This window comes from Providencia alcalifaciens (assembly GCF_020271745.1).
Lineage (GTDB): Bacteria > Pseudomonadota > Gammaproteobacteria > Enterobacterales > Enterobacteriaceae > Providencia > Providencia alcalifaciens_B.
The window spans coordinates 1,939,243-1,962,533 of the sequence record NZ_CP084296.1 but is presented as its reverse complement, the minus strand read 5'-3'; the positions used below and the strand labels follow the sequence as shown (position 1 = coordinate 1,962,533).

The 23,291-nt window shown below is 44.1% G+C and carries 17 protein-coding genes, 1 tRNA gene and 2 rRNA genes; 3 read left to right on the top strand and 17 right to left on the bottom strand.

Annotated features, from left to right (window positions below; translation table 11 throughout):
• Positions 1 to 77: 77 nt before the first annotated feature.
• From LDO51_RS08905 to pepQ, 7 genes are all read right to left on the bottom strand, one after another.
• Positions 78 to 2,983 (bottom strand): 23S ribosomal RNA (locus LDO51_RS08905).
• A gap of 227 nt (positions 2,984 to 3,210) precedes the next feature.
• A tRNA-Glu gene (locus LDO51_RS08900) sits at positions 3,211 to 3,286 on the bottom strand.
• Between the two features lie 85 nt (positions 3,287 to 3,371).
• Positions 3,372 to 4,912, bottom strand: a 16S ribosomal RNA gene (locus tag LDO51_RS08895).
• Together the 16S and 23S rRNA genes with 1 tRNA gene alongside form the textbook arrangement of a ribosomal RNA operon.
• Positions 4,913 to 5,374: 462 nt before the next feature.
• Entirely contained in the window at positions 5,375 to 5,899 is a 525-nt protein-coding gene (gene hemG, locus LDO51_RS08890; RefSeq protein WP_225577173.1) for a menaquinone-dependent protoporphyrinogen IX dehydrogenase, read from the bottom strand.
• Between the two features lie 59 nt (positions 5,900 to 5,958).
• The gene (gene trkH / locus LDO51_RS08885) at positions 5,959 to 7,410 is read right to left on the bottom strand and encodes a Trk system potassium transporter TrkH (RefSeq protein ID WP_225577172.1); all 1,452 of its coding nucleotides are present in this window, start codon (positions 7,408 to 7,410) and stop codon (positions 5,959 to 5,961) included.
• A 15-nt stretch (positions 7,411 to 7,425) separates the two neighbouring features.
• A complete protein-coding gene (locus LDO51_RS08880; protein WP_225577171.1) occupies positions 7,426 to 8,052 on the bottom strand; it encodes an IMPACT family protein in 627 nt (208 codons plus the stop codon).
• Positions 8,052 to 9,386 (bottom strand): Xaa-Pro dipeptidase, encoded by a 1,335-nt coding sequence (gene pepQ, locus LDO51_RS08875; RefSeq protein WP_225577170.1) that lies wholly within the window; start codon positions 9,384 to 9,386, stop codon positions 8,052 to 8,054. Before pepQ ends, LDO51_RS08880 begins: the two co-directional genes overlap by 1 nt.
• A 258-nt stretch (positions 9,387 to 9,644) precedes the next feature.
• Here pepQ and fadB point away from each other — a divergent pair, with 258 nt between their 5' ends.
• Together fadB and fadA are read left to right on the top strand one after the other, a co-directional pair.
• Entirely contained in the window at positions 9,645 to 11,837 is a 2,193-nt protein-coding gene (gene fadB, locus LDO51_RS08870; RefSeq protein ID WP_225577169.1) for a fatty acid oxidation complex subunit alpha FadB, read from the top strand.
• A 4-nt stretch (positions 11,838 to 11,841) separates the two neighbouring features.
• A complete protein-coding gene (gene fadA / locus LDO51_RS08865) occupies positions 11,842 to 13,008 on the top strand; it encodes an acetyl-CoA C-acyltransferase FadA (protein ID WP_225577168.1) in 1,167 nt (388 codons plus the stop codon).
• A gap of 266 nt (positions 13,009 to 13,274) precedes the next feature.
• Here the strand turns inward: fadA and fre are convergent, their stop codons facing one another.
• The 3 genes from fre to pepE all read right to left on the bottom strand — a co-directional run bounded on the left by fre (position 13,275) and on the right by pepE (position 16,296).
• Positions 13,275 to 13,976 carry an NAD(P)H-flavin reductase gene (gene fre, locus LDO51_RS08860; protein WP_225577167.1) on the bottom strand — a complete coding sequence of 234 codons (702 nt, stop codon included), beginning with the start codon at positions 13,974 to 13,976 and terminating at the stop codon, positions 13,275 to 13,277.
• A gap of 10 nt (positions 13,977 to 13,986) precedes the next feature.
• Positions 13,987 to 15,459 carry a 4-hydroxy-3-polyprenylbenzoate decarboxylase gene (gene ubiD / locus LDO51_RS08855; RefSeq protein ID WP_225577166.1) on the bottom strand — a complete coding sequence of 491 codons (1,473 nt, stop codon included), beginning with the start codon at positions 15,457 to 15,459 and terminating at the stop codon, positions 13,987 to 13,989.
• 111 nt (positions 15,460 to 15,570) lie between these two features.
• A complete protein-coding gene (pepE, locus tag LDO51_RS08850; RefSeq protein WP_225577165.1) occupies positions 15,571 to 16,296 on the bottom strand; it encodes a dipeptidase PepE in 726 nt (241 codons plus the stop codon).
• A gap of 186 nt (positions 16,297 to 16,482) precedes the next feature.
• On the opposite strand from pepE, the gene rfaH reads away from it, so the two are divergent.
• Positions 16,483 to 16,977, top strand: coding sequence for a transcription/translation regulatory transformer protein RfaH (gene rfaH, locus LDO51_RS08845; RefSeq protein WP_225577164.1), 495 nt, complete (start codon positions 16,483 to 16,485; stop codon positions 16,975 to 16,977).
• Between the two features lie 89 nt (positions 16,978 to 17,066).
• On the opposite strand, the gene tatC is transcribed toward rfaH, so the two are convergent.
• The 7 genes from tatC to rmuC all read right to left on the bottom strand — a co-directional run bounded on the left by tatC (position 17,067) and on the right by rmuC (position 23,232).
• Positions 17,067 to 17,825, bottom strand: a complete 759-nt coding sequence (tatC, locus tag LDO51_RS08840) for a Sec-independent protein translocase subunit TatC (RefSeq protein ID WP_225577163.1) — start codon at positions 17,823 to 17,825, stop codon at positions 17,067 to 17,069.
• A gap of 3 nt (positions 17,826 to 17,828) precedes the next feature.
• A complete protein-coding gene (gene tatB, locus LDO51_RS08835; protein ID WP_036954940.1) occupies positions 17,829 to 18,365 on the bottom strand; it encodes a Sec-independent protein translocase protein TatB in 537 nt (178 codons plus the stop codon).
• 3 nt (positions 18,366 to 18,368) lie between these two features.
• A complete protein-coding gene (gene tatA / locus LDO51_RS08830) occupies positions 18,369 to 18,656 on the bottom strand; it encodes a twin-arginine translocase TatA/TatE family subunit (protein WP_225577162.1) in 288 nt (95 codons plus the stop codon).
• Positions 18,657 to 18,769: 113 nt separating this feature from the next.
• The gene (gene ubiB / locus LDO51_RS08825; protein ID WP_225577161.1) at positions 18,770 to 20,404 is read right to left on the bottom strand and encodes a ubiquinone biosynthesis regulatory protein kinase UbiB; all 1,635 of its coding nucleotides are present in this window, start codon (positions 20,402 to 20,404) and stop codon (positions 18,770 to 18,772) included.
• The gene (locus tag LDO51_RS08820) at positions 20,391 to 21,044 is read right to left on the bottom strand and encodes a ubiquinone biosynthesis accessory factor UbiJ (protein ID WP_225577160.1); all 654 of its coding nucleotides are present in this window, start codon (positions 21,042 to 21,044) and stop codon (positions 20,391 to 20,393) included. The genes ubiB and LDO51_RS08820 overlap by 14 nt, the downstream gene beginning before the upstream one ends.
• A 1-nt stretch (position 21,045) precedes the next feature.
• Positions 21,046 to 21,801: a bifunctional demethylmenaquinone methyltransferase/2-methoxy-6-polyprenyl-1,4-benzoquinol methylase UbiE gene (ubiE, locus tag LDO51_RS08815; protein WP_036954951.1), complete on the bottom strand. Its 756-nt coding sequence runs from the start codon at positions 21,799 to 21,801 to the stop codon at positions 21,046 to 21,048.
• A gap of 75 nt (positions 21,802 to 21,876) precedes the next feature.
• Positions 21,877 to 23,232 carry a DNA recombination protein RmuC gene (gene rmuC, locus LDO51_RS08810; RefSeq protein WP_225577159.1) on the bottom strand — a complete coding sequence of 452 codons (1,356 nt, stop codon included), beginning with the start codon at positions 23,230 to 23,232 and terminating at the stop codon, positions 21,877 to 21,879.
• Positions 23,233 to 23,291 lie beyond the last annotated feature (59 nt).

Genomic DNA, 23,291 nt, shown 5'->3' with positions numbered 1-23,291 from the left:
GAACAAGCTGTGTGTCCACCTTGTGGCTTCCACTTTATTGAATCAACTTAATCTCTCTAAAACACCTTCGGTGTTGTCAGGTTAAGCCTCACGGTTCATTAGTATTGGTTAGCTCAACGTATCGCTACGCTTACACACCCAACCTATCAACGTCTTAGTCTTAAACGTTCCTTTAGGACCCTTAAAGGGTCAGGGAAGACTCATCTCAAGGCAAGTTTCCCGCTTAGATGCTTTCAGCGGTTATCTCTTCCGCACTTAGCTACCGGGCAATGCCATTGGCATGACAACCCGAACACCAGTGGTGCGTCCACTCCGGTCCTCTCGTACTAGGAGCAGCCCCTTTCAATCTTCCAACGCCCACGGCAGATAGGGACCGAACTGTCTCACGACGTTCTAAACCCAGCTCGCGTACCACTTTAAACGGCGAACAGCCGTACCCTTGGGACCTACTTCAGCCCCAGGATGTGATGAGCCGACATCGAGGTGCCAAACACCGCCGTCGATATGAACTCTTGGGCGGTATCAGCCTGTTATCCCCGGAGTACCTTTTATCCGTTGAGCGATGGCCCTTCCATACAGAACCACCGGATCACTAAGACCTACTTTCGTACCTGCTCGAGCCGTCACTCTCGCAGTCAAGCTGGCTTATGCCTTTGCACTAACCGCATGATGTCCGACCATGCTTAGCCAACCTTCGTGCTCCTCCGTTACTCTTTGGGAGGAGACCGCCCCAGTCAAACTACCCACCAGACACTGTCCGCACCCCAGATAATGGGGCAACGTTAGAACATCAAACATTAAAGGGTGGTATTTCAAGGTTGGCTCCACGCAGACTGGCGTCCACGCTTCAAAGCCTCCCACCTATCCTACACATCAAGGCTCAATGTTCAGTGTCAAGCTATAGTAAAGGTTCACGGGGTCTTTCCGTCTTGCCGCGGGTACACTGCATCTTCACAGCGAGTTCAATTTCACTGAGTCTCGGGTGGAGACAGCCTGGCCATCATTACGCCATTCGTGCAGGTCGGAACTTACCCGACAAGGAATTTCGCTACCTTAGGACCGTTATAGTTACGGCCGCCGTTTACTGGGGCTTCGATCAAGAGCTTCTCCTTACGGATAACCCCATCAATTAACCTTCCAGCACCGGGCAGGCGTCACACCGTATACGTCCACTTTCGTGTTTGCACAGTGCTGTGTTTTTAATAAACAGTTGCAGCCAGCTGGTATCTGCGACTGGCTTCAGCTCCATGGGTAAACCACTTCACCTAATGCCAGCGTGCCTTCTCCCGAAGTTACGGCACCATTTTGCCTAGTTCCTTCACCCGAGTTCTCTCAAGCGCCTGAGTATTCTCTACCTGACCACCTGTGTCGGTTTGGGGTACGATTAATGATAATCTAGAGCTTAGAGGCTTTTCCTGGAAGCGGGGTATAAGCTACTTCGCCACCGTAGTGACTCGTCATCAGACCTCAGCATATAGTGAACCGGATTTGCCTAATTCACCTGCCTACATCCTTAAACCGGGACAACCGTCGCCCGGCCAGCCTAACCTTCTCCGTCCCCCCATCGCAATTATCACCAGTACGGGAATATTAACCCGTTTCCCATCGACTACGCATTTCTGCCTCGCCTTAGGGGTCGACTCACCCTGCCCCGATTAACGTTGGACAGGAACCCTTGGTCTTCCGGCGTGCGGGTTTTTCACCCGCATTATCGTTACTTATGTCAGCATTCGCACTTCTGATACCTCCAGCATGCCTCACAGCACACCTTCACAGGCTTACAGAACGCTCCCCTACCCAACAATATTTACATATCGCTGCCGCAGCTTCGGTGCATAGTTTAGCCCCGTTACATCTTCCGCGCAGGCCGACTCGACCAGTGAGCTATTACGCTTTCTTTAAATGATGGCTGCTTCTAAGCCAACATCCTGGCTGTCTGAGCCTTCCCACTTCGTTTCCCACTTAACTATGACTTTGGGACCTTAGCTGGCGGTCTGGGTTGTTTCCCTCTTCACGACGAACGTTAGCACCCGCCGTGTGTCTCCCGTGATAACATTCTTCGGTATTCGTAGTTTGCATCGAGTTGGTAAGTCGGGATGACCCCCTAGTCGAAACAGTGCTCTACCCCCGAAGATGAGTTCACGAGGCGCTACCTAAATAGCTTTCGGGGAGAACCAGCTATCTCCCGGTTTGATTGGCCTTTCACCCCCAGCCACAAGTCATCCGCTAATTTTTCAACATTAGTCGGTTCGGTCCTCCAGTTAGTGTTACCCAACCTTCAACCTGCCCATGGCTAGATCACCGGGTTTCGGGTCTATACCCTGCAACTTATTCGCCCAGTTAAGACTCGGTTTCCCTACGGCTCCCCTATACGGTTAACCTTGCTACAGAATATAAGTCGCTGACCCATTATACAAAAGGTACGCAGTCACACCACAAGGGTGCTCCCACTGCTTGTACGTACACGGTTTCAGGTTCTATTTCACTCCCCTCGCCGGGGTTCTTTTCGCCTTTCCCTCACGGTACTGGTTCACTATCGGTCAATCAGGAGTATTTAGCCTTGGAGGATGGTCCCCCCATATTCAGACAGGATAACACGTGTCCCGCCCTACTCGTCGAGTTCACAACACTAACACCTTCGGATACGGGGCTATCACCCTTTACTGCCGGCCTTTCCAGACCGTTCTCCTGATGCTAATGCTGATTAAGACTCTGGGCTGCTCCCCGTTCGCTCGCCGCTACTAGGGGAATCTCGGTTGATTTCTTTTCCTCGAGGTACTGAGATGTTTCAGTTCCCTCGGTTCGCCTCGTTTGACTATGTATTCATCAAACGATAGTGCAACGAATTGCACTGGGTTTCCCCATTCGGAAATCGTCGGTTGTAACGGTTCATATCACCTTACCGACGCTTATCGCAGATTAGCACGTCCTTCATCGCCTCTGATTGCCTAGGCATCCACCGTGTACGCTTAGTCGCTTAACCTCACAACCCGAAGGTGTCTTTTATCAACTGACCCGACGGCCAATTGAACACTTTCAAGTTGAGATTTTTGAGAGACTCTCACATTGTTTAAGCGATAAACAATGTGCGTTGTTTTCAATTTTCAGCTTGTTCCAGATTGTTAAAGAGCATAATTGTTAAACCAACTACAACGTAATTGGCTTAATCATTATTTGTGGGGAACGTCTTTCACTCATTCTCCGCGCAATTGGCGTCCCCTAGGGGATTCGAACCCCTGTTACCGCCGTGAAAGGGCGGTGTCCTAGGCCTCTAGACGAAGGGGACACTACAGTCAGCTTCGCAGACGCGCTTTTTGCTCTACTTTCTATCAGACAATCTGTGTGAGCACTTCACAAGTACACTTCAATGGTAAGGAGGTGATCCAACCGCAGGTTCCCCTACGGTTACCTTGTTACGACTTCACCCCAGTCATGAATCACAAAGTGGTAAGCGCCCTCCCGAAGGTTAAGCTACCTACTTCTTTTGCAACCCACTCCCATGGTGTGACGGGCGGTGTGTACAAGGCCCGGGAACGTATTCACCGTAGCATTCTGATCTACGATTACTAGCGATTCCGACTTCATGGAGTCGAGTTGCAGACTCCAATCCGGACTACGACGTACTTTATGAGTTCCGCTTGCTCTCGCGAGGTCGCTTCTCTTTGTATACGCCATTGTAGCACGTGTGTAGCCCTACTCGTAAGGGCCATGATGACTTGACGTCATCCCCACCTTCCTCCGGTTTATCACCGGCAGTCTCCTTTGAGTTCCCACCATCACGTGCTGGCAACAAAGGATAAGGGTTGCGCTCGTTGCGGGACTTAACCCAACATTTCACAACACGAGCTGACGACAGCCATGCAGCACCTGTCTCAGAGTTCCCGAAGGCACTAAAGCATCTCTGCTAAATTCTCTGGATGTCAAGAGTAGGTAAGGTTCTTCGCGTTGCATCGAATTAAACCACATGCTCCACCGCTTGTGCGGGCCCCCGTCAATTCATTTGAGTTTTAACCTTGCGGCCGTACTCCCCAGGCGGTCGATTTAACGCGTTAGCTCCGGAAGCCACTCCTCAAGGGAACAACCTCCAAATCGACATCGTTTACAGCGTGGACTACCAGGGTATCTAATCCTGTTTGCTCCCCACGCTTTCGCACCTGAGCGTCAGTCTTTGTCCAGGGGGCCGCCTTCGCCACCGGTATTCCTCCACATCTCTACGCATTTCACCGCTACACATGGAATTCTACCCCCCTCTACAAGACTCTAGCTGACCAGTCTTAGATGCCATTCCCAGGTTAAGCCCGGGGATTTCACATCTAACTTAATCAACCGCCTGCGTGCGCTTTACGCCCAGTAATTCCGATTAACGCTTGCACCCTCCGTATTACCGCGGCTGCTGGCACGGAGTTAGCCGGTGCTTCTTCTGTTGGTAACGTCAATCGTTGATGATATTAGCATCAACGCCTTCCTCCCAACTGAAAGTACTTTACAACCCTAAGGCCTTCTTCATACACGCGGCATGGCTGCATCAGGCTTGCGCCCATTGTGCAATATTCCCCACTGCTGCCTCCCGTAGGAGTCTGGGCCGTGTCTCAGTCCCAGTGTGGCTGATCATCCTCTCAGACCAGCTAGGGATCGTCGCCTTGGTGAGCCATTACCTCACCAACTAGCTAATCCCATATGGGTTCATCCGATAGCGCAAGGACCGAAGTTCCCCTGCTTTGCTCCTAAGAGATTATGCGGTATTAGCTACCGTTTCCAGTAGTTATCCCCCTCTATCGGGCAGATCCCCATACATTACTCACCCGTCCGCCGCTCGTCAGCGAGAAGCAAGCTTCCCCTGTTACCGCTCGACTTGCATGTGTTAGGCCTGCCGCCAGCGTTCAATCTGAGCCATGATCAAACTCTTCAATTAAAAAGCTTGATGCTCAAAGAATGTTTACTGTCGTTTGATTTCCGAAGAAACCAAATTACCTATTAGTTCATATATATGAATTAACGTGTTAGTCACTCTTCAAGACTTAAAATCAAATATTTTTTTGATAGTGTCCTGTGAGTGCCCACACAGATTGTCTGATAAATTGTTAAAGAGCGGTGCGACTTAATCTTTACGATTATCAACTTTAGGTCGTTGTCGCGAGGTGTCGTATACTACGTTTTTTATTTAGAAAGTCAAGCGATTATTTTCAACTATTTTCTTTCTTCACCTCTGTTATCACGGGGCTTCGAGGTTTTCTTCGAGCCGGTTTGTCGTGACAACGGATGCGCATTATAGGGAGCTGCCAAAATCTCGCAAGTGTTTTTTGAATATTTTTATTCAACCGCTTTCTTTTTAAACAAAGCGAGTAAAACAACCACGATTTGTTTAAAAATAAGCCTAGATATTATCAAATCTCGTTGCGAACTCAGCAACATTATCCCAATTGGTATATTCAATTTCTGTATTTGGGTCAGTTGGTCCGTCTGTCATTTTCATAATCAGTCTGATCATCACTCTATCAAACCATTTATAGCGAGGGTAAAACAACGCGCCCGCAAAAACAGACTTTATGGTCGGCTGCCATGGACACTTTTCTAAGAACTTACGAGTATAGGCATTCGTCTCCACGGTATTCTTACCTTCTTTTCTTGCAGTAAGGTTAACCGCAAAGAATCCCGTCTTCATCGAATTAAGTTGAGTTTGATGGGTTGTAGCAAAACGCACTAACTGCTTATTGAAATGTCCATAACGGATAGATGCCCCTACTAATACCTTTTCATAAACAGATAAGTTAAAGCTTTTATCTGAATTCAAATCACGAATGTCGCATTCACGCCCAGCACGACGCAATTGCTCTGCCATTTTAAGTATAATTTTTTTTGTTTGCCCATCGGTGCTTGAGTGCAAAAGTAGATAACTCATTTCTCTTCCTAATCGTTACTATCTATATACGTTCTATATACGTTAACTACATAGCTATATTACTCACGCCAGAAAGTAGGGGTCAGTAATACTAATAAAGTAAACACTTCCAAACGACCAAACAGCATCGTGACAACTAAAATCCACTTACCTGCTGGATTCATTGTCGTGAAATTATCAGCAACAGTACCTAAGCCTGGACCTAAGTTATTCAATGTTGTCGCAATCGCTGAGAATGCAGAAAACTCATCCACCCCCGTGGCGATTAAAAGCAGCAAGCTCACCACGAAAACTAGAGCATAAGCAGAGAAGAATCCCCAGACAGCTTCAATGATCCTTTCTGGCAGCGCCCTTTGTCCTAATTTAATGGTGTAGACCGCATTAGGATGTACTAATCGTTTTAATTCTCGGGAACCTTGCAGGAATAGTAAAAGGATACGAATAACTTTTAATCCACCGCCTGTTGACCCTGCACACCCACCGACAAACGCCGCACATAATAGAAGCATTGGTAAGAACAGCGGCCAGCCAGAAAAACTGTCAGTGGTGAAGCCCGCGGTGGTCGCCATCGAGACCACTTGGAAAAAGGCTTGATCCAGCGTTTGTCCAAAGCCAGCATATACGGAGTGATACATCAGCACCGAGGTACAGATCACGACTAGAACAAACTGGAAACTGATGAACATTCTAAATTCAGGGTCGCGCCAGTAAATTCCAAGACTTCTTCCGGTTAAAACCGCAAAGTGCAAGCCAAAGTTACAACCCGAGATAATGAGAAAGACGCCAATAATGGTATTAATAGCAGGACTATTAAAATAGCCTATGCTGGCATCATGGGTAGAAAATCCACCGATCGCGATGGTTGAAAAACTATGTGATATCGCATCGAATACATCCATACCTGCGATCCATAATGCAATCGCACACGCGATAGTTAGCAACACATAAATAAGCCAAAGGGTTTTTGCCGTTTCCGCAATTCGCGGACGCATTTTGTTATCTTTTAATGGCCCCGGCATCTCGGCACGATAGAGCTGCATGCCCCCGACACCTAAGAGAGGCAAAATCGCGACGGCGAGTACAATGATCCCCATCCCTCCAAGCCATTGTAGCATCTGCCGATAAAACAAAATCGCTTTCGGAAGAGAGTCTAATCCCGTTAGCGTTGTTGCACCGGTAGTTGTTAGCCCAGAAAAGGATTCAAAGAAGGCATCTGTAACAGATAAATTAGGTTTTTCAGAGAAGATAAACGGCAGCGCTCCGACACTCCCTAGCACCGTCCAAAACAGAACAACAATTAAAAAACCTTCTTTCGCTTTTAATTCATGCCGGCTATTTCGCGTAGGTAACCATAAAAAAAGCCCAATCAGCAACGCCGTTATAAAAGTTTGACTGAATGCTCGTCCCGCACCATCGCGATATATCAGTGCGACAATACCAGGTATGACCATAGTAAAAGAGAAGATAATGACGAGTAACCCGACAATACGAGTTATTGCACGAAAATGCATTCGGCCGGTTCCTTGCTATGCTGTTTGCTCTTGTGACGGTTCTAAGAGAGTAACCTCCCCACGACTGATATCACGTAATTTATCATTGACCTCCTGCTCACAAGTAGCAGGAATAGAAATTTGCAAAGATACAGACTCATTATAATCACTGAGCAATATAGTACCATTTACCTGAGCTAATAATTGCTCAACTCCATTGATAAGTGAGTAATCACATACCACATTGAAGATTTTTTGAGGGACTTTAGTTTGTGTTGGGAGTAACTTCAGTGCCTGCTGAACCCCACTGCCATAAGCACGGACTAGCCCCCCCGTACCTAGCTTTATTCCACCAAAGTAGCGCACCACAACGCAAGTGATCTCACCTAAGTTACTACCTAATAGCTGCGCCATAATGGGTTTACCTGCCGTCCCCGTAGGCTCTCCATCATCGGAAAAACCTAACTGTTGAGAATCATCAGGCCGTCCCGCCACAAATGCCCAGCAATGGTGCCGGGCATCGGGGTATTGCGCTTTAATCGATTGAATATAGTCTTTCGCAGCGTCAATACCCTCGGTGTGAGCGATATAAGTAATAAAACGGCTTTTTTTGATCTCTTCCGAAAAAGAGACCGTTTCTGCCGGAATTGAGTACGCTTTCATTACGGTAAATGCAAATCTCGAGTCATATTTTCAATATGGTTATGATGGATAACGATATTATCTTCAATTCGAATACCACCATAAGGTTTGAAGTGCTCGATTTTATCCCAATTAAAGTGCTGACTGAACTCCCCTGAACGCCACGCAGAAAGCAAGGACTCAATAAAGTAAAGACCTGGCTCGATAGTTAAAACCATTCTTGGTTCCAAAATACGAGTACAACGTAAGAATGGATACATTTTCGGTGCAGCTAAATGAGTCCCATCTTCATCCTGCATAAAACCAGCTACATCATGTACTTGCAAACCTAACGGGTGGCCTAAGCCGTGTGGTAAAAATGGTGTTGTTAGGCCATTTTCAACCATGGCATCTTCGCTAATTCCTTTCACAATTCCATGTTTAGCGAGTAATTTGGCAATACGGTGATGCATATCTACATGGTAATCAGTATAACGCACGCCAGCTTTAATCGATGCGATCAGAGCGAGTTGTTCTGTATTCAAATCTGCAACTAATTCTGCAAATTCGCTTTTGTTCTTAGCTGCATAAGTGCGAGTAATATCAGCGGCATAACCATTGTACTCAGCACCCGCATCAATCAAGAAGCTACGCAATTCACTCGGGACCGTTTGCTGTAATTTAGTATAATGAAGCACTGCTGCATTTTCATTTAAAGCTACAATATTACCGTAAGGTACATTCGTATCACGATGACCTGTCGCTCCTAAATAACTAATATTAATATCAAATTCACTTGCTCCGGCTTGGAAGGCTTCGAAAGCTGATAAGTGACCATTCACCGCCATTTTTTGGGCTTCGCGCATGCAGTACAGCTCATAGTCTGTCTTATATGAACGATGATAGTGATAATAATCGAGTACAGGTTTTGGATTGATATTGTGTGTAGAAATACCTAGGGATTCAGCTTTGTTTGCAGAGGAACCAATATACGCTAAATGCTCTTTCGGTAAATTAGCTAAAAAGCCTTTAATTTCATCCGCATCTTTCAGATGAATAAGCTCAACTTCTTTCGTCCAGAAGCTAGTTGGTAAAGGTTCAACACTGTGCCAATAATCAACCGGTGAGTAAAACCATAACTTCGGTTTATTCACACCGTCAACTAATAACCAGGAATGAGGGACATCCGTCACTGGAACCCAAGCTTTGAAATGCGGGTTCACTTTAAATGGGTAGTCACTATCATCGAGGAAAACGCGAATTGGCTCCCCTGAATGAATCAAGATGGCATCTAATTTACTGCGTTGTAAAACTTGCTGAGTCGTTTTTTGTAGCGTTTTAATATGTTCTGCGTAGAGTCCAGCCAGTTTTTCCATTTCGTTCAACCTTTCAGTATTAGTTAGAAAAATCAAGCTTATCACGTTCTGCTAATAACGTGTATGCACTCAATGAAAAGATAAAGTTAATGCATTGATTACTAATGAAAACACCATTATTACCTTGTGTTATTTACCTTAATTCCTGTGAGCCGCCTTCCAGTTTTGTTATTAACCATTTGCATTTAATTAACATTGTCGTCACACTAATTTCCATCTGGTCATACCAGATGAAACCGCCACATAAAGGAGAACAGCATGCTTTATCAAAGTGAGACAATCTCTATTCAATGGTTGAAAAAAGGTATTGCAGAACTGGTGTTTAACTCATCAGGGCCAATCAATAAATTGGATACTCATACCGTCGCTTCACTTGATGAAGCTGTTGCAATACTCGAACAACAAAGCGATTTACAAGGCGTTATTTTGCGCTCAGATAAACCCGCTTTTATTGTTGGCGCAGACATCAAAGAATTTTTATCCTTATTCGAAGCATCCAAAGAAACACTCAGTGACTGGCTTGGTTATGCGAATAGTATATTTAATCGTCTTGAAGATCTTCCAGTTCCAACGATTAGTGCAATTAATGGCTATGCGCTAGGTGGTGGATGTGAGTGTGTACTCGCTACCGATTTTAGAATCGCTACCTCAGATGCCAGAATTGGCTTACCAGAAACAAAGTTAGGGATTATGCCTGGCTTTGGTGGGTCAGTTCGTTTACCTCGACTCATTGGTCTTGATAGCGCTCTGGAAATTATCACTGCAGGTAAAGATGTTAGCGGGTCTCAAGCACTTAAACTCGGTTTAGTGGATGCGGTTGTCGAAACTGAAAAATTACCACAGGCAGCCTTGCAAATCATCGAACAAGCTATCTCTGGTACGCTAAATTGGCGCCAAGCACGACAGCCAAAACTTGAGCCGTTAAAACTTAGCGCACTTGAGCAAACAATGAGCTTTAACGTTGCTAAAGGCATGGTCTATCAAGTTGCAGGAAAACACTATCCGGCACCAATGAGTGCAATCAATACAATCGAGAAAGCTGCAAACTGCACCCGTGATGAAGCACTAAAGCATGAAACTGCCGCGTTTGTACCACTGGCCCATAGTGATGTTGCTCGCGCATTAGTTAGCATTTTTCTGAATGATCAACAGATTAAATCTACCAGTAAAAAAATTGCAGGCTCCTCTACTGCACCTTCACACGCCGCTGTACTGGGTGCGGGCATTATGGGTGGCGGTATTGCTTATCAATCCGCGAGCAAAGGCGTTTCTGTTTTAATGAAGGATATCAATGAGAAATCCTTAGATTTAGGTATTGATGAAGCGAGAAAGCTCCTTAACGGTCAATTTGAACGCGGAAAAATCACCGCAGATAAGATGGCGACAACGTTAGCTTCTATCCACCCGTCTTTATCTTATGCTGGTATTGAAAATTCTCAGGTGATCGTTGAAGCTGTCGTTGAAAATCCTAAAATAAAAGCGGCCGTGTTATCCGAAGTGGAATCATTAATCACATCAGAGACTATACTAGCTTCCAATACTTCAACTATTCCAATCACCGAGTTAGCGAATTCTCTTAAACGCCCAGAAAATTTCTGTGGTATGCATTTTTTCAACCCTGTTCACCGCATGCCTTTAGTCGAAATTATTCGAGGTGAAAAAACCAGTGATGCCACCATCGCTAAAGTAGTTGCTTACGCGAATAAAATGGGGAAAACCCCTATTGTTGTAAATGACTGCCCTGGCTTTTTCGTTAACCGCGTTCTTTTTCCTTATTTCGCAGGGTTTAACTTATTGCTTCAAGATGGCGCCGATTTTAGAGAAATCGATAAAGTTATGGAAAAAGAGTTTGGTTGGCCAATGGGACCGGCTTATCTACTTGATGTTGTCGGGATTGATACCGCATTTCATGCAGAGCAAGTCATGGCTCAAGGATTCCCGCAAAGAATGCAAAAAGTAGGTAAGAACGCCATCGATATTATGTTTGAACAACAACGTTTTGGTCAAAAAAATGGCAAAGGCTTTTATCAATATGAAAAAGATAAAAAAGGAAAGCCAAAGAAAATTGATGACCCACAAACCGATGAATTATTAAGTTCAATTCGCCAAAATAAGCGTTCATTTACTAAAGAAGAAATTATTGCTCGAATGATGGCGCCAATGGTGAACGAAGTGGTTCGCTGCCTTGAAGAAGGCATTATTCAAAGCCCTTCAGATGCTGATATTGCGCTAGTTTATGGCCTTGGCTTCCCACCATTCCGTGGGGGTGTTTTCTGCTATGTTGATACACTCGGTAGCCAGTCTTATGTCAAAACCGCGGAGTCCTACTCCCATTTAAGTCCGCTTTATCAAGTTCCAAATGGGTTGAAAGAAAAAGCGGTTACTAACGCCAGATACTATCCGCAGCCGCCGGTTGTGGCTATTGATATTAAAAAAGTTGCGAGAGGTTAATCCTATGGAAAATGTCTTCATTATTGATGGTATACGCACACCAATGGGCCGTTCCAAAGGCGGTGTATTTCGTCATGTAAGAGCAGAAGACCTCTCTGCACACCTGATGAATGCAATTTTTGAACGCAATCCAAAGGCGGAAAAGAAAGAGTTAGATGACATTATTTGGGGATGTGTTCAGCAAACCTTAGAGCAAGGTTTTAACATTGCAAAAAATGCCGCTTTATTGACTGATATTCCTCATACAGTTCCTGCGGTAACGGTTAATCGCCTGTGTGGTTCTTCTATGCAAGCCATTCATGATGCAAGCCGTTTCATTATGACGGGAGATGCACATTCTGTTTTGATTGGCGGTGTTGAGCACATGGGGCATGTTCCAATGACTCACGGTATTGATTTCAATCCAAAGCTCACATTACGCGTAGCGAAAGCCTCTGGCGCCATGGGTTTAACTGCCGAAATGCTTGCTAAAATGTATAAAATCAGCCGCGAAGAGCAAGACGCTTTTGCATTGCGATCTCACCAACGCGCGGCAGAGGCAACCAAAAATGGTAAATTTAGCCGTGAAATTGTTCCGATTTCAGGACATGACGCCGAGGGCAATCTCATTTCAATCAACTATGACGAAGTCATCCGTTTTGATGCCAATTTGGAAGGGCTTTCTGCATTAAGACCCGCTTTCGACCCTGTCAGTGGCACTGTGACCGCAGGCAATTCGTCAGCGTTGTCCGATGGTGCTTCAGCCATGCTACTTGCCAGTGAATCTTATGCCAAACAGCATGGATTGAAACCTCGTGCAAAAGTTCGAGCCATGGCCGTGGTTGGTTGCGATCCATCCATCATGGGGTTTGGACCAGTTCCGGCCACTGAGTTAGCGTTAAAGCGCGCAGGGCTTACGTTGAATGATATTGATATTATTGAACTTAATGAGGCTTTCGCGGCTCAGTCTATTGCTTGCCTAAAAGGTCTGCAAATTTCAGAAAGCCAAGTGGACCAGAAGGTAAATCTAAGTGGCGGCGCAATTGCATTAGGTCACCCTCTCGGTTGCTCAGGTGCAAGGATCACAACCGCGTTACTTAATCAGTTAGAGCAACATGATAAGCAGTTTGGTTTAGCTACAATGTGTATTGGATTTGGGCAAGGCATTGCCACAATTATCGAAAGAGTCTAATTCATTTTGCCGTTACATTGTCGTATCTTGCAATGTTCCCGCCTAGTCAGGGGCGGGATTTTTTTATCCGCAAAATCAATCAATCAATCAATCATAATATTGAATATTAAATACAACTCCAGCAATCCTTTACTACAGACTCAATAACTCTAAATAGTTCGAGTTGTAGGTAGGCGGCCAATGAGGGCATCCCTAGGAGCATACATGAGTATGTGACTAGGGTAACCGAGAGCAGCCAACACCCCTACAACTTGAAATATGACGAGCTATAGAAAGTCGAAGGCATCGCCGAACAACTGGGTGGACTTTGCCCCCCTCTCATTACAAAACCTATCCCGCGCAATCTTCGCCATCTCAAAACGACCCGCAATATAAATATCATGCCCAGATAAGTCACCGAAATCTTCTAGTACGGCACTCAAAACAGTTCCCGTTCTTCCACGCCAATTTTCATCAGGCTGCTCGACAACAGGGACCACTTTCAAGTTAGGATTGCGCTCACTGATAGCCTGTAATTCACCAAGATCATACAAATGCTCTAACTGGCGACCACCCCAATAGAAAGTAATATCCCGTTGAGGGTTTTCAGCCAATGCAGCCAATAAAATAGAATGGGTATAAGAGAAACCTGTGCCGCCCGCGATCAAGATCATCGGGTTTTGGCTATTTTGGCGGAACCACGCTTTACCGTGAGGAATATCAATATCAATACGTTGCTGTTCTAAAATACGATCCATCACCGCCATCGCGTATAAATTAAATTCCGACGCTCCAATATGCAGTTCGATAGATTGATGATTTTCGGGTGTAGAAGCCATAGAGAATGGTCGCTTGTCTCTTTCATCCATAACGACCATAAGATATTGACCCGCTTTAAAATGAAAAGGTCCGTCTGGCAACAAAATAACCCGATAAACTGTATCCGTGATAGATTCAACAGATGTGACTTTACAGCTCAAAGTTGCCATGATTTTCCTCTTACTTTTCAATAATATTTAACTGTTCCCAGATATCATCTACGCGAGATTTGACACTCTGCGTCATGACAATTGGGCGTCCCCACTCACGGTTGGTTTCTCCCGGCCATTTATTGGTCGCATCCATTCCCATTTTGGAACCAAGCCCAGAAATTGGTGATGCAAAATCGAGATAATCAATCGGCGTGTTTTCCATCATGACAGTATCGCGAGCTGGATCCATACGTGTTGTGATGGCCCAAATAACATCTTTCCAATCACGAGCATTGATATCATCATCACAAACAATCACGAACTTCGTGTACATAAATTGGCGCAGGTAAGACCAGACGCCCATCATTACTCTTTTTGCGTGTCCTGCATACTGTTTTTTCATAGTAACAACCGCCAGACGATAGGAACAACCTTCTGGAGGTAAATAGAAATCCACAATTTCAGGAAATTGTTTTTGCAAAATAGGGACTAACACTTCGTTCAGCGCTTCCCCCAATACTGCGGGTTCATCCGGTGGACGACCTGTATAGGTAGAGTGATAAATCGCATCGCTACGTTGAGTCACATGAGTCACAGTAAATACTGGGAAGTCATCAATCTCGTTATAATAACCAGTGTGGTCACCGTAAGGACCTTCTGGTGCCATTTCGCCAGGCTCAATATACCCTTCAAGGATAATTTCAGCCCCTGCAGGAACTTCTAAGTCATTAGAAATACACTTTACGACTTCCGTTTTATTGCCTCGGAGTAAACCAGCAAAAGCATATTCAGATAACGTATCAGGAACTGGCGTCACTGCGCCTAAAATCGTTGCAGGGTCAGCGCCTAGCGCCACAGCGACTGGGAATCGCTCTCCTGGATGCGCCTGGCACCACTCTTGGAAATCCAGTGCACCACCACGATGAGATAACCAACGCATAATAACTTTATTTTTGCCAAGGACTTGCTGGCGATAGATACCTAAATTTTGGCGTTCTTTATGAGGACCTTTAGTGACAGTTAAACCCCAAGTAATCAGTGGCGCAGCATCTTCCGGCCAGCAATGCATAACGGGGATCTTAGTAAGATCAACATCATCACCTGCCCAAATTTCTTCCTGACAAGGCGCCGAACTTAAGCGTTTAGCTGGCATATTCAGCACTTGTTTGAATTTCGGCAACTTGTCCATTAGGTCACGAAAACCCTTCGGAGGATCAGGTTCTTTCAAGAAAGCGAGTAACTTGCCAACATCATGTAAGGCTTTAATATCTTCTTGCCCCATTCCCATAGCAACACGCTTGGTTGTACCAAACAAGTTACACAGGACGGGCATGTTATAGCCTTTAGGGTTTTCGAATAGTAAGGCTGGCCCCCCTGCTCTTAGTGTACGATCCGCGATTTCAGTCATTTCCAAGTAAGGATCAACTTCCATCGTAATGCGTTTTAGTTCGCCTTGCTTTTCAAGCTGCGCGATGAAATCTCTAAGGTCACGGTATTTCATTATCTTCTTTTACTATTACAGGGGGAACCTCATTATAAGGTTCCCAGCCAAGGTTACAAGTTGCTGTTAAACATACTTAATAATCAATATGTTCAGGTTAAGTATATTACTTTACTTGCAATCAAACGGAACATAATCCTTTAATGATACGGTATCAAATTGCTCAGGGAATGTTTTGTTGTGCTGAAACAGCTTGAAACCTTCATTTTTGCCACTGAAGTAGCTTAATTCATTACCTTTGATCTGTAATCCGCTACCTTCACGTAACGCAACAACAACTTCATGAGGGTTAATAACACAGAATTCTTGTAAGCGCTCATCGCGTGTTTCACCCATATGCCCAGAAATATGCGCATCGATATAGTGTGGGTTAATTTGCATTGGGAACAGCCCTAAAGACGGCATGATAACCGCATTGCTCACAGGCATATCATTCGTTGTACGAATGCTTGGAGTCGCTACGTTACAACCAGCACTCCAACCAATGTAAGGTACACCACGTTCACGCACTGCACGTTGGATAACAACAATTAAGCCATTCTCATGCAAGCATTTGTTTAACCACCATGTATTACCTCCACTCACAAGAATACACTCTGCTTGTTCGATGGCTTCTACTGGGCTTTCAAAATGTTCAATCGAAGTCACTTTAATGCCTAAAGCATCACTTAACTGCTCCGCGCGCTCATCATGAGAGCCACGTAACACAGCATAAGGCACTAATACTGCTGACTTAATTTGTTTACGCTCAATCATTTCACTAATTCTTGGTAATGCGTAACTTAGCCATACAGGGTTACCGGAAAGTTTGCCATTACTCAGTAAAAAGATATCCATGGTGTCTCCTACAAAAATTGTATTAACTGCTGTGTTTATTGTGTATCGAACTTCGTAACTACTATCGTAACTATCGAATTAATCTATACTTGTATAGATGAATAATATTGCGCTACTCATCATTAGTCACATTCTTATGCCTTAATTTGTTATCATGAGCATAAATTTGTTGGATGGGATCAAAAAATGGAAAAATGGTATTTGCTGTATTGCAAACGAGGGCAACTGGAGAGAGCGGTTGAGAACTTAGCTCGACAACATGTAACCTGTATGACTCCAATGACTGAAATGGAGAAAATCGTTCGAGGCAAACGCACAGTTGTCACTGAAGCGCTATTCCCCAATTACCTGTTTGTAAAATTCGATCATGAGCAAATTCATACAACCACTATCCAATCTACACGCGGTGTCAGCCACTTTATTCGCTTTGGCACATTACCGGCTGAAGTGCCTGAAGAGATAATTGAACTCATACAGCAGACGCCCGTCTGCCATACTCAATCACCAGATCTTCCTTCACGGGGAGACAGTGTTGTCATTACTGACGGTATTTTTGCTGGCGTTAAGGCTATCTTCAATGAACCAAATGGTGAGTCGCGATCAATTCTCTTGCTTAACATTTTAAATACCACTGTCGCAAAACTCATTGATAATACGCAATTTAGAAAAGAGTCCGAATAAATTTTTAGCGATATATTTGCTTCAAATTAGCATAAAAAAGCCCATCGATTAAATGGGCTTTTTATTTCATAATAACGTTATCACCGTGACTATTCTTCTGGCTCTTCTTCGTCATCACCTCTACGCCGACCTTTGCCAACATAGAAATTAGACAGTAATACCCCAAGCTCAAACAGCAAATACATCGGTACTGCAAGTAGAGTTTGTGATAAAACATCTGGCGGAGTCAGGAACATCCCGACGATAAACGCACCCACTAAGATATATGGACGCTTACGTCTGAGTGATTCTGGAGTCGTTACGCCAGTCCAGCACAATAAAATAATCGCGATTGGTACTTCAAACGCAGCCCCGAATGCCATAAACAATGTCATGACAAAACTGAGGTATTTGCTGATATCCGGTATAAAGTTAACACTGTCTGGCGTTGTTTTTACAAAGAAGCCAAACGCTAACGGGAATACCACAAAGTAAGCAAATGCCATTCCTAGATAGAATAGGAAGCTACTTGATACCAGTAACGGCAGCATTAATCGACGTTCATGCTTATATAGTGCAGGCGCGATAAATGCCCAGACCTGGTACAAAATGACCGGTATCGAAACAAATACAGATACCATCATGGTCAGTTTAATCGGGGTAAAAAACGTCGATGCTACGTCTGTCGCACTCATCTGAGAACCAACAGGCAGCTTATCAATCAAAGGCGCCGCAACAAGGCGATAAATATCATTTGAAAAATAAGCGAGCGCCGCAAAGACGATTAATACCGTAATCAAACAGTTTAGTAGCCGCTTTCTTAGTTCAATCAGGTGGCTAATAAGTGGTTGAGCATCATTGACAGCCATGTGTTATTTTTCACTTTCTGTTTGATTGGAGTTTGTTACTTTAGCATCGAGTGGCTTAGAGTCTGTTGGTGTTGCTGAAGCAGGTTTTTCTTCAACAACTGCAGCCATCTTAGCAGCATACTCAGGATCAGGATCTGACTCTTGAGTTTGCGAAGAACTAGCATGGGATTCCTTTACCGCAGCATCGTAGTTTTCTGTGATCTCTTTTGCTTTGTTCAACTCAGATTGGACATCATTGGTTGTTGCCTGATAACCACTTTGTAAAGACAAAGCAGCATGACGCAGGTCATCCATCGACTTTTTAAGTTCCGGAGAAAGAGTTTCCAACCCCGCTTTCTCTTCAACTTTTTTAAGAGTCTCTTGCAGTTCTTGCAATTTCAGTTCTTGTGATAGCTCATTCTGGACATTGGCGGCCATTGAGCGCATAGCACGAATCCAACCAGCAACAGTTCTCACTGCCACTGGTAGACGTTGGGGGCCTAATACCACAAGACCGATGATCGCAACTAGCAGTAGTTCACTAAAACCTATGTCAAACACGGTTTATCCCTGCTCTTTATTTTTGCTCTCAACTGGGCTGTCTTTTTTCTCAGGAGCCTGTTGTTCAGTGAGATTTTTGGTCGCAAAATCAGCATCTTGCTTTTCTTGTTCTGCTTTCGCTTTTGCAGCTTCATCATCACTCATTGCCTTTTTGAAGCCTTTAAGTGATTCGCCCAAATCAGAACCTAAAGAACGTAGTTTCTTGGTGCCGAAAATTAAAATGATAAGCAAAGCAATGATAATTAATTGCCAAGGACTACCGAAAGCAGCCATTGCAAAAGTTGATTCCATTGTTAATACCTCTATAGTTTTGGGATCAATTGTAACTAACTCTATTATATACAACCAACGCTAAATACGGAAATGATCACAGCCTTATAAACTTGTCGCAAAACAAAGTCTACTTAATTATCCTCTCCTTTACACCAACCTACAAGCCACGACAATGCTCCCACAGCCATAAATACTGCTGCTATTTTGGTTAAGTCGGAAATAAAGAATAAACTACCACATAGAATGAAGGTTGCCCCAATTCCTAATAGGTACTGTGATTTACGTTGTTTAGTGCGTTGGTGCTTTAATTCTTGTGTAAGCTGTTCAATATTGGACTGCAAGAAACGGTGCTGCTTTAATGCCCCATAAATCAAATCAGGGATTTCTGGCATTTTCTCCGCCCAATATGGCGCTTTTTCTTTTAACGCTTTGGTGATTGCCGGAATGCCCACTTGGCTATGGATCCAATCCTCTAAGAATGGTTTTGCTGTTTTCCATAAATCCAACTGCGGGTATAACTGACGTCCCAAGCCTTCAACGTACAATAAGGTTTTCTGCAATAAAACCAATTGCGGCTGAACTTCCATATTAAAGCGACGAGCAGTATTGAACAGATTCAATAACACATGCCCAAATGAAATCTCAGCTAATGGCTTTTCAAAGATAGGCTCACAAACGGTGCGAATAGCAAACTCAAAATCTTCAACATTGGTATCTGGGGGAACCCAGCCAGAATCCACATGTAATTCAGCAACTTTACGATAGTCGCGATTAAAGAAGGCAATAAAGTTTTCAGCTAAATAGCGCTTATCTTCTTTGTTAAGCGACCCCACGATCCCACAGTCGATACCAATATAGAGAGGATCTTCTGGATGGTCATAGCTAACAAAAATGTTGCCTGGATGCATATCTGCATGGAAGAAACTGTCACGAAATACCTGAGTAAAGAAGACTTTTACGCCCCGCTCTGCTAGCAACTTCATGTTCGTACCTTGCGCTTCTAATGCCGCAATATCAGAAACAGGAATACCGTAGATACGCTCCATGACCATCACGTTTTCACGACAATAATCTGGATAAACTTCAGGGATATACAGCATAGAGCTGTTTTCAAAGTTGCGTCGCAACTGGATAGCGTTAGCAGATTCGCGAAGAAGATTTAACTCATCAATTAAGGTTTTTTCGTACTCACACACAACTTCTTTAGGACGTAAGCGACGTCCATCAGGAAGAAGAGGAACCCAATTAGCAATACGGTACATCAACTTAATATCAGCTTTGATGACAGGCAAAATATCAGGGCGAATAACTTTTAAAACAACATCTTTGCCATTTTCTTTTAATATTGCAGTATGAACTTGGGCAATCGATGCAGAGGCGAGAGCTTGCTCATCAAAATTATCAAACCACTGCTCTAATGGACCACCGAGCGACTCTTCAATATAACGACGGGCTAATTGACCATCGAAACTCGCCACTTTATCTTGTAACAATGACAGTTGATCAGCAATTGCAGGAGGGAATAAATCTCGGCGAGTCGACAGCATTTGACCAAATTTGATCCAAACAGGTCCTAATTCTTGCAATGCTAAGCGTAGTCGTTCACCAAGATCTTTATCTTTGTGTTTGTTTTTGATCCAGAAAAAACCTAACCGCCCGATTCTTAAAGGCAATGTCAGCTTAATTTTAGGGATCAGCTCATCTAGCCCATAAGAGAGAAATACCCGAATAATGAAGTAAAGGCGTTTTATTTCACCGGGAGTCATTCTTCTCCTCCAACTGATTGAGCCGTTGTTCCAACTGACTCATTGAATTTGCAACCTGCTCAACTTCATCGCTAAAGTGCACTAATTCCAGCTGGCTTGGTGCCATTTTCCACTCTTCCAGAATAATGTCTTTAACGTATGTTTTTTGGCGACTGACTAATCGAGAAGCGAGGCAAGCCCCTTTACCCAACACTTTACTAATGCCTTCTGCCGCAATATCACCAATATAAGGCGATAAATAATGAGCCGGGTTCCAGATAGCTAAATCCAGTAATGAAGACCAGTGTTGAACAATTTGCATATCGCCTTCAATCACTATGTCGCCATTATTGATGAGTTGTGAAAGCTGCTGCTTATCTTTCAACTTAATCAACGTAAACAGTGACGTTTTGATAATGCAATCTGCAGGTTCCTGCCATTCACTTAATACATCAACATGATTTTCAGCAAAAATAAGTGTCAGAGTTTTATTCAGCTCTTTAAGCTCAATCCCCATCACTTTACCTGCTAAACGCATTCTTGCTGGTTGCAGGACTTTTTCCTTGAACAACATGTGGTTCAAGGAAGTTTCCATTAATGCCGTCATCAAGGAATACAAAACAGTATTAGGATTTTCAATATGTGTTGATGGTGCTTCCATCTTAGAATTTAAACCCTTTATGTAATGCAACAATACCACCGGTCATATTGTCATAAGAGACTTGCTCGAAACCTGCATTTTCCATCATCCCTTTCAAGGTTTCTTGATTTGGGTGCATACGGATAGATTCAGCAAGGTAACGATAGCTTTCAGGATCATTCACAATCACTTGACCGATACGCGGTAAAATATGGAATGAATAAGCATCGTAAGCTTTGTTCAGTGGTTCAAGAATTGGTTTGGAAAACTCAAGCACTAATAGGCGTCCACCCGGCTTCAATACGCGGAACATGGAGCGTAATGCTTTATCTTTATCGGTGACATTACGTAAACCAAACGAGATGGTAATACAGTCAAAATAGTTATCAGGGAATGGCAACTCTTCTGCGTTCGCTTGTACGTAATTAACATTACCAACAATGCCTAAATCGCGCAGTTTCTCGCGACCCATTTTTAACATTGAATCGTTAATATCTGCGAGAACCACTTCACCTTTTTCACCTACAAGGCGAGAGAATTTTGCAGTAAGGTCACCGGTTCCACCAGCAAGGTCAAGTACGCGTTGATTACGACGCACACCACTCGCTTCAATTGTGAAACGTTTCCAGATACGATGAATACCAAAAGACATTAAGTCATTCATCAGGTCATATTTAGAGGCTACAGAGTGAAAAACATTTGCTACTAGGCCAGCTTTTTCTTCTTTCTCTACAGTACGGAAACCAAAATCGATGGTTTCTTTTGTCGGTTCGGTCATTTCTATTATGCCTGTTAATCGTTCAAACTTTTTTGTGAAGTGTACCAGCCTTTGAGTGAAAACCCTATTATAACTCTAAGATTCCGCACAATTAGACTTGCCAGCCCGCTCAGCTAGCTGAGGGTCTATAGGTTGCTTAACTTCCACACCTAACTCTTTAAAACTTTCCGCTTGAGCAAGCAAATTACCTCGGCCTTCAGCAAGGCGCTTCATTGCTGAAGAATAAGTGTGATTTGCTTTCTCTAAACTAGCGCCCAATACCTGCATATCATCGATAAATAAACGCAGCTTATCGTACATTTTCGCGGCTTTATCTGCGATTTCTTGAGCATTTTGCTCTTGCCGCTCATAGCGCCATAAATTATTAATGGTACGCACTGCCACCAGCAAGGTGGATGGGCAGACCAACATGATATTCAGTTTTAATCCTTCATCAAGTAGTTCAGGCGCTTCTTTTAATGCTAATAAATACGCAGGCTCAATCGGAATAAACATGAGCACATAATCTAAAGAGCGAACTCCCGGTAACTGGTGATAATCTTTGCGACTGAGCATTTTCATATGGTTACGAATAGAAGCCACATGCTCCTTGATACCTTGCTGCTGCTGTTCTGGATCATCGCTATTAAAATAGTGTTCGTAAGCCACCAGCGACATTTTCGCATCGACCACCACATCTTTGCCTTCAGGAAGATGGATAATCACATCGGGTTGGTATCGGCTATTGAAACCGGTATTGATGCTCACCTGAGTTTCAAATTCGCTGCCTTTTCGCAGCCCTGAAACTTCTAAAATCCGCGTTAAGATAGTTTCCCCCCAGTTCCCTTGGATTTTATTATCTCCCTTTAGGGCTCGAGTTAAATTGACCGCTTCTTTGGTCATTTGGTTATTTAACTGCTGTAATTGGCGGATTTCATAAGTGAGTGTATGGCGCTCTTTGGCTTCTTCACTATAACTTAGCTGCACTTGTTGACGAAACCCTTCAAGTTGCTCGCGAAACGGTGATAGCATCGCCATTAAATTTTTCTGATGTTGTTCGGATGCTCGTCGTTCGTTCTGCTCAAAAATACGATTGGCTAAATTTTCGAACTGAGCGGTAAGGCGCTGCTCGCTGTTTTGTAAAATCCGTTGTTTTTCTTCATTGGCGAGTTGCGTCTGTTCAAAACGGGTCATCACTTCCCGCAACTCAGCTTCTTGCTCACGGTTAATATCCCGCTGTGTGCGTAGCTCCTGATCGAGCCTATCACACTCCTCTTTCCACTGCGCTAAATGCACATTTTTTTCATCGCTCGCCGCCAGTTGGCGATATACCTCTTGTAGCTCTCGCTCTTTTCCCGCTATTTTTTGGACAATAGAAAACCAGACCGCCAAACCGCCGACCAAAATGCCACTTAAGGCGCCAATAATTGCATATAAAAGAGAGGTATCCACGACTCAATCCTTACTTTTTAAAATCTAGAGTAAGGTAATGGGATACTGTATAAGTGTCC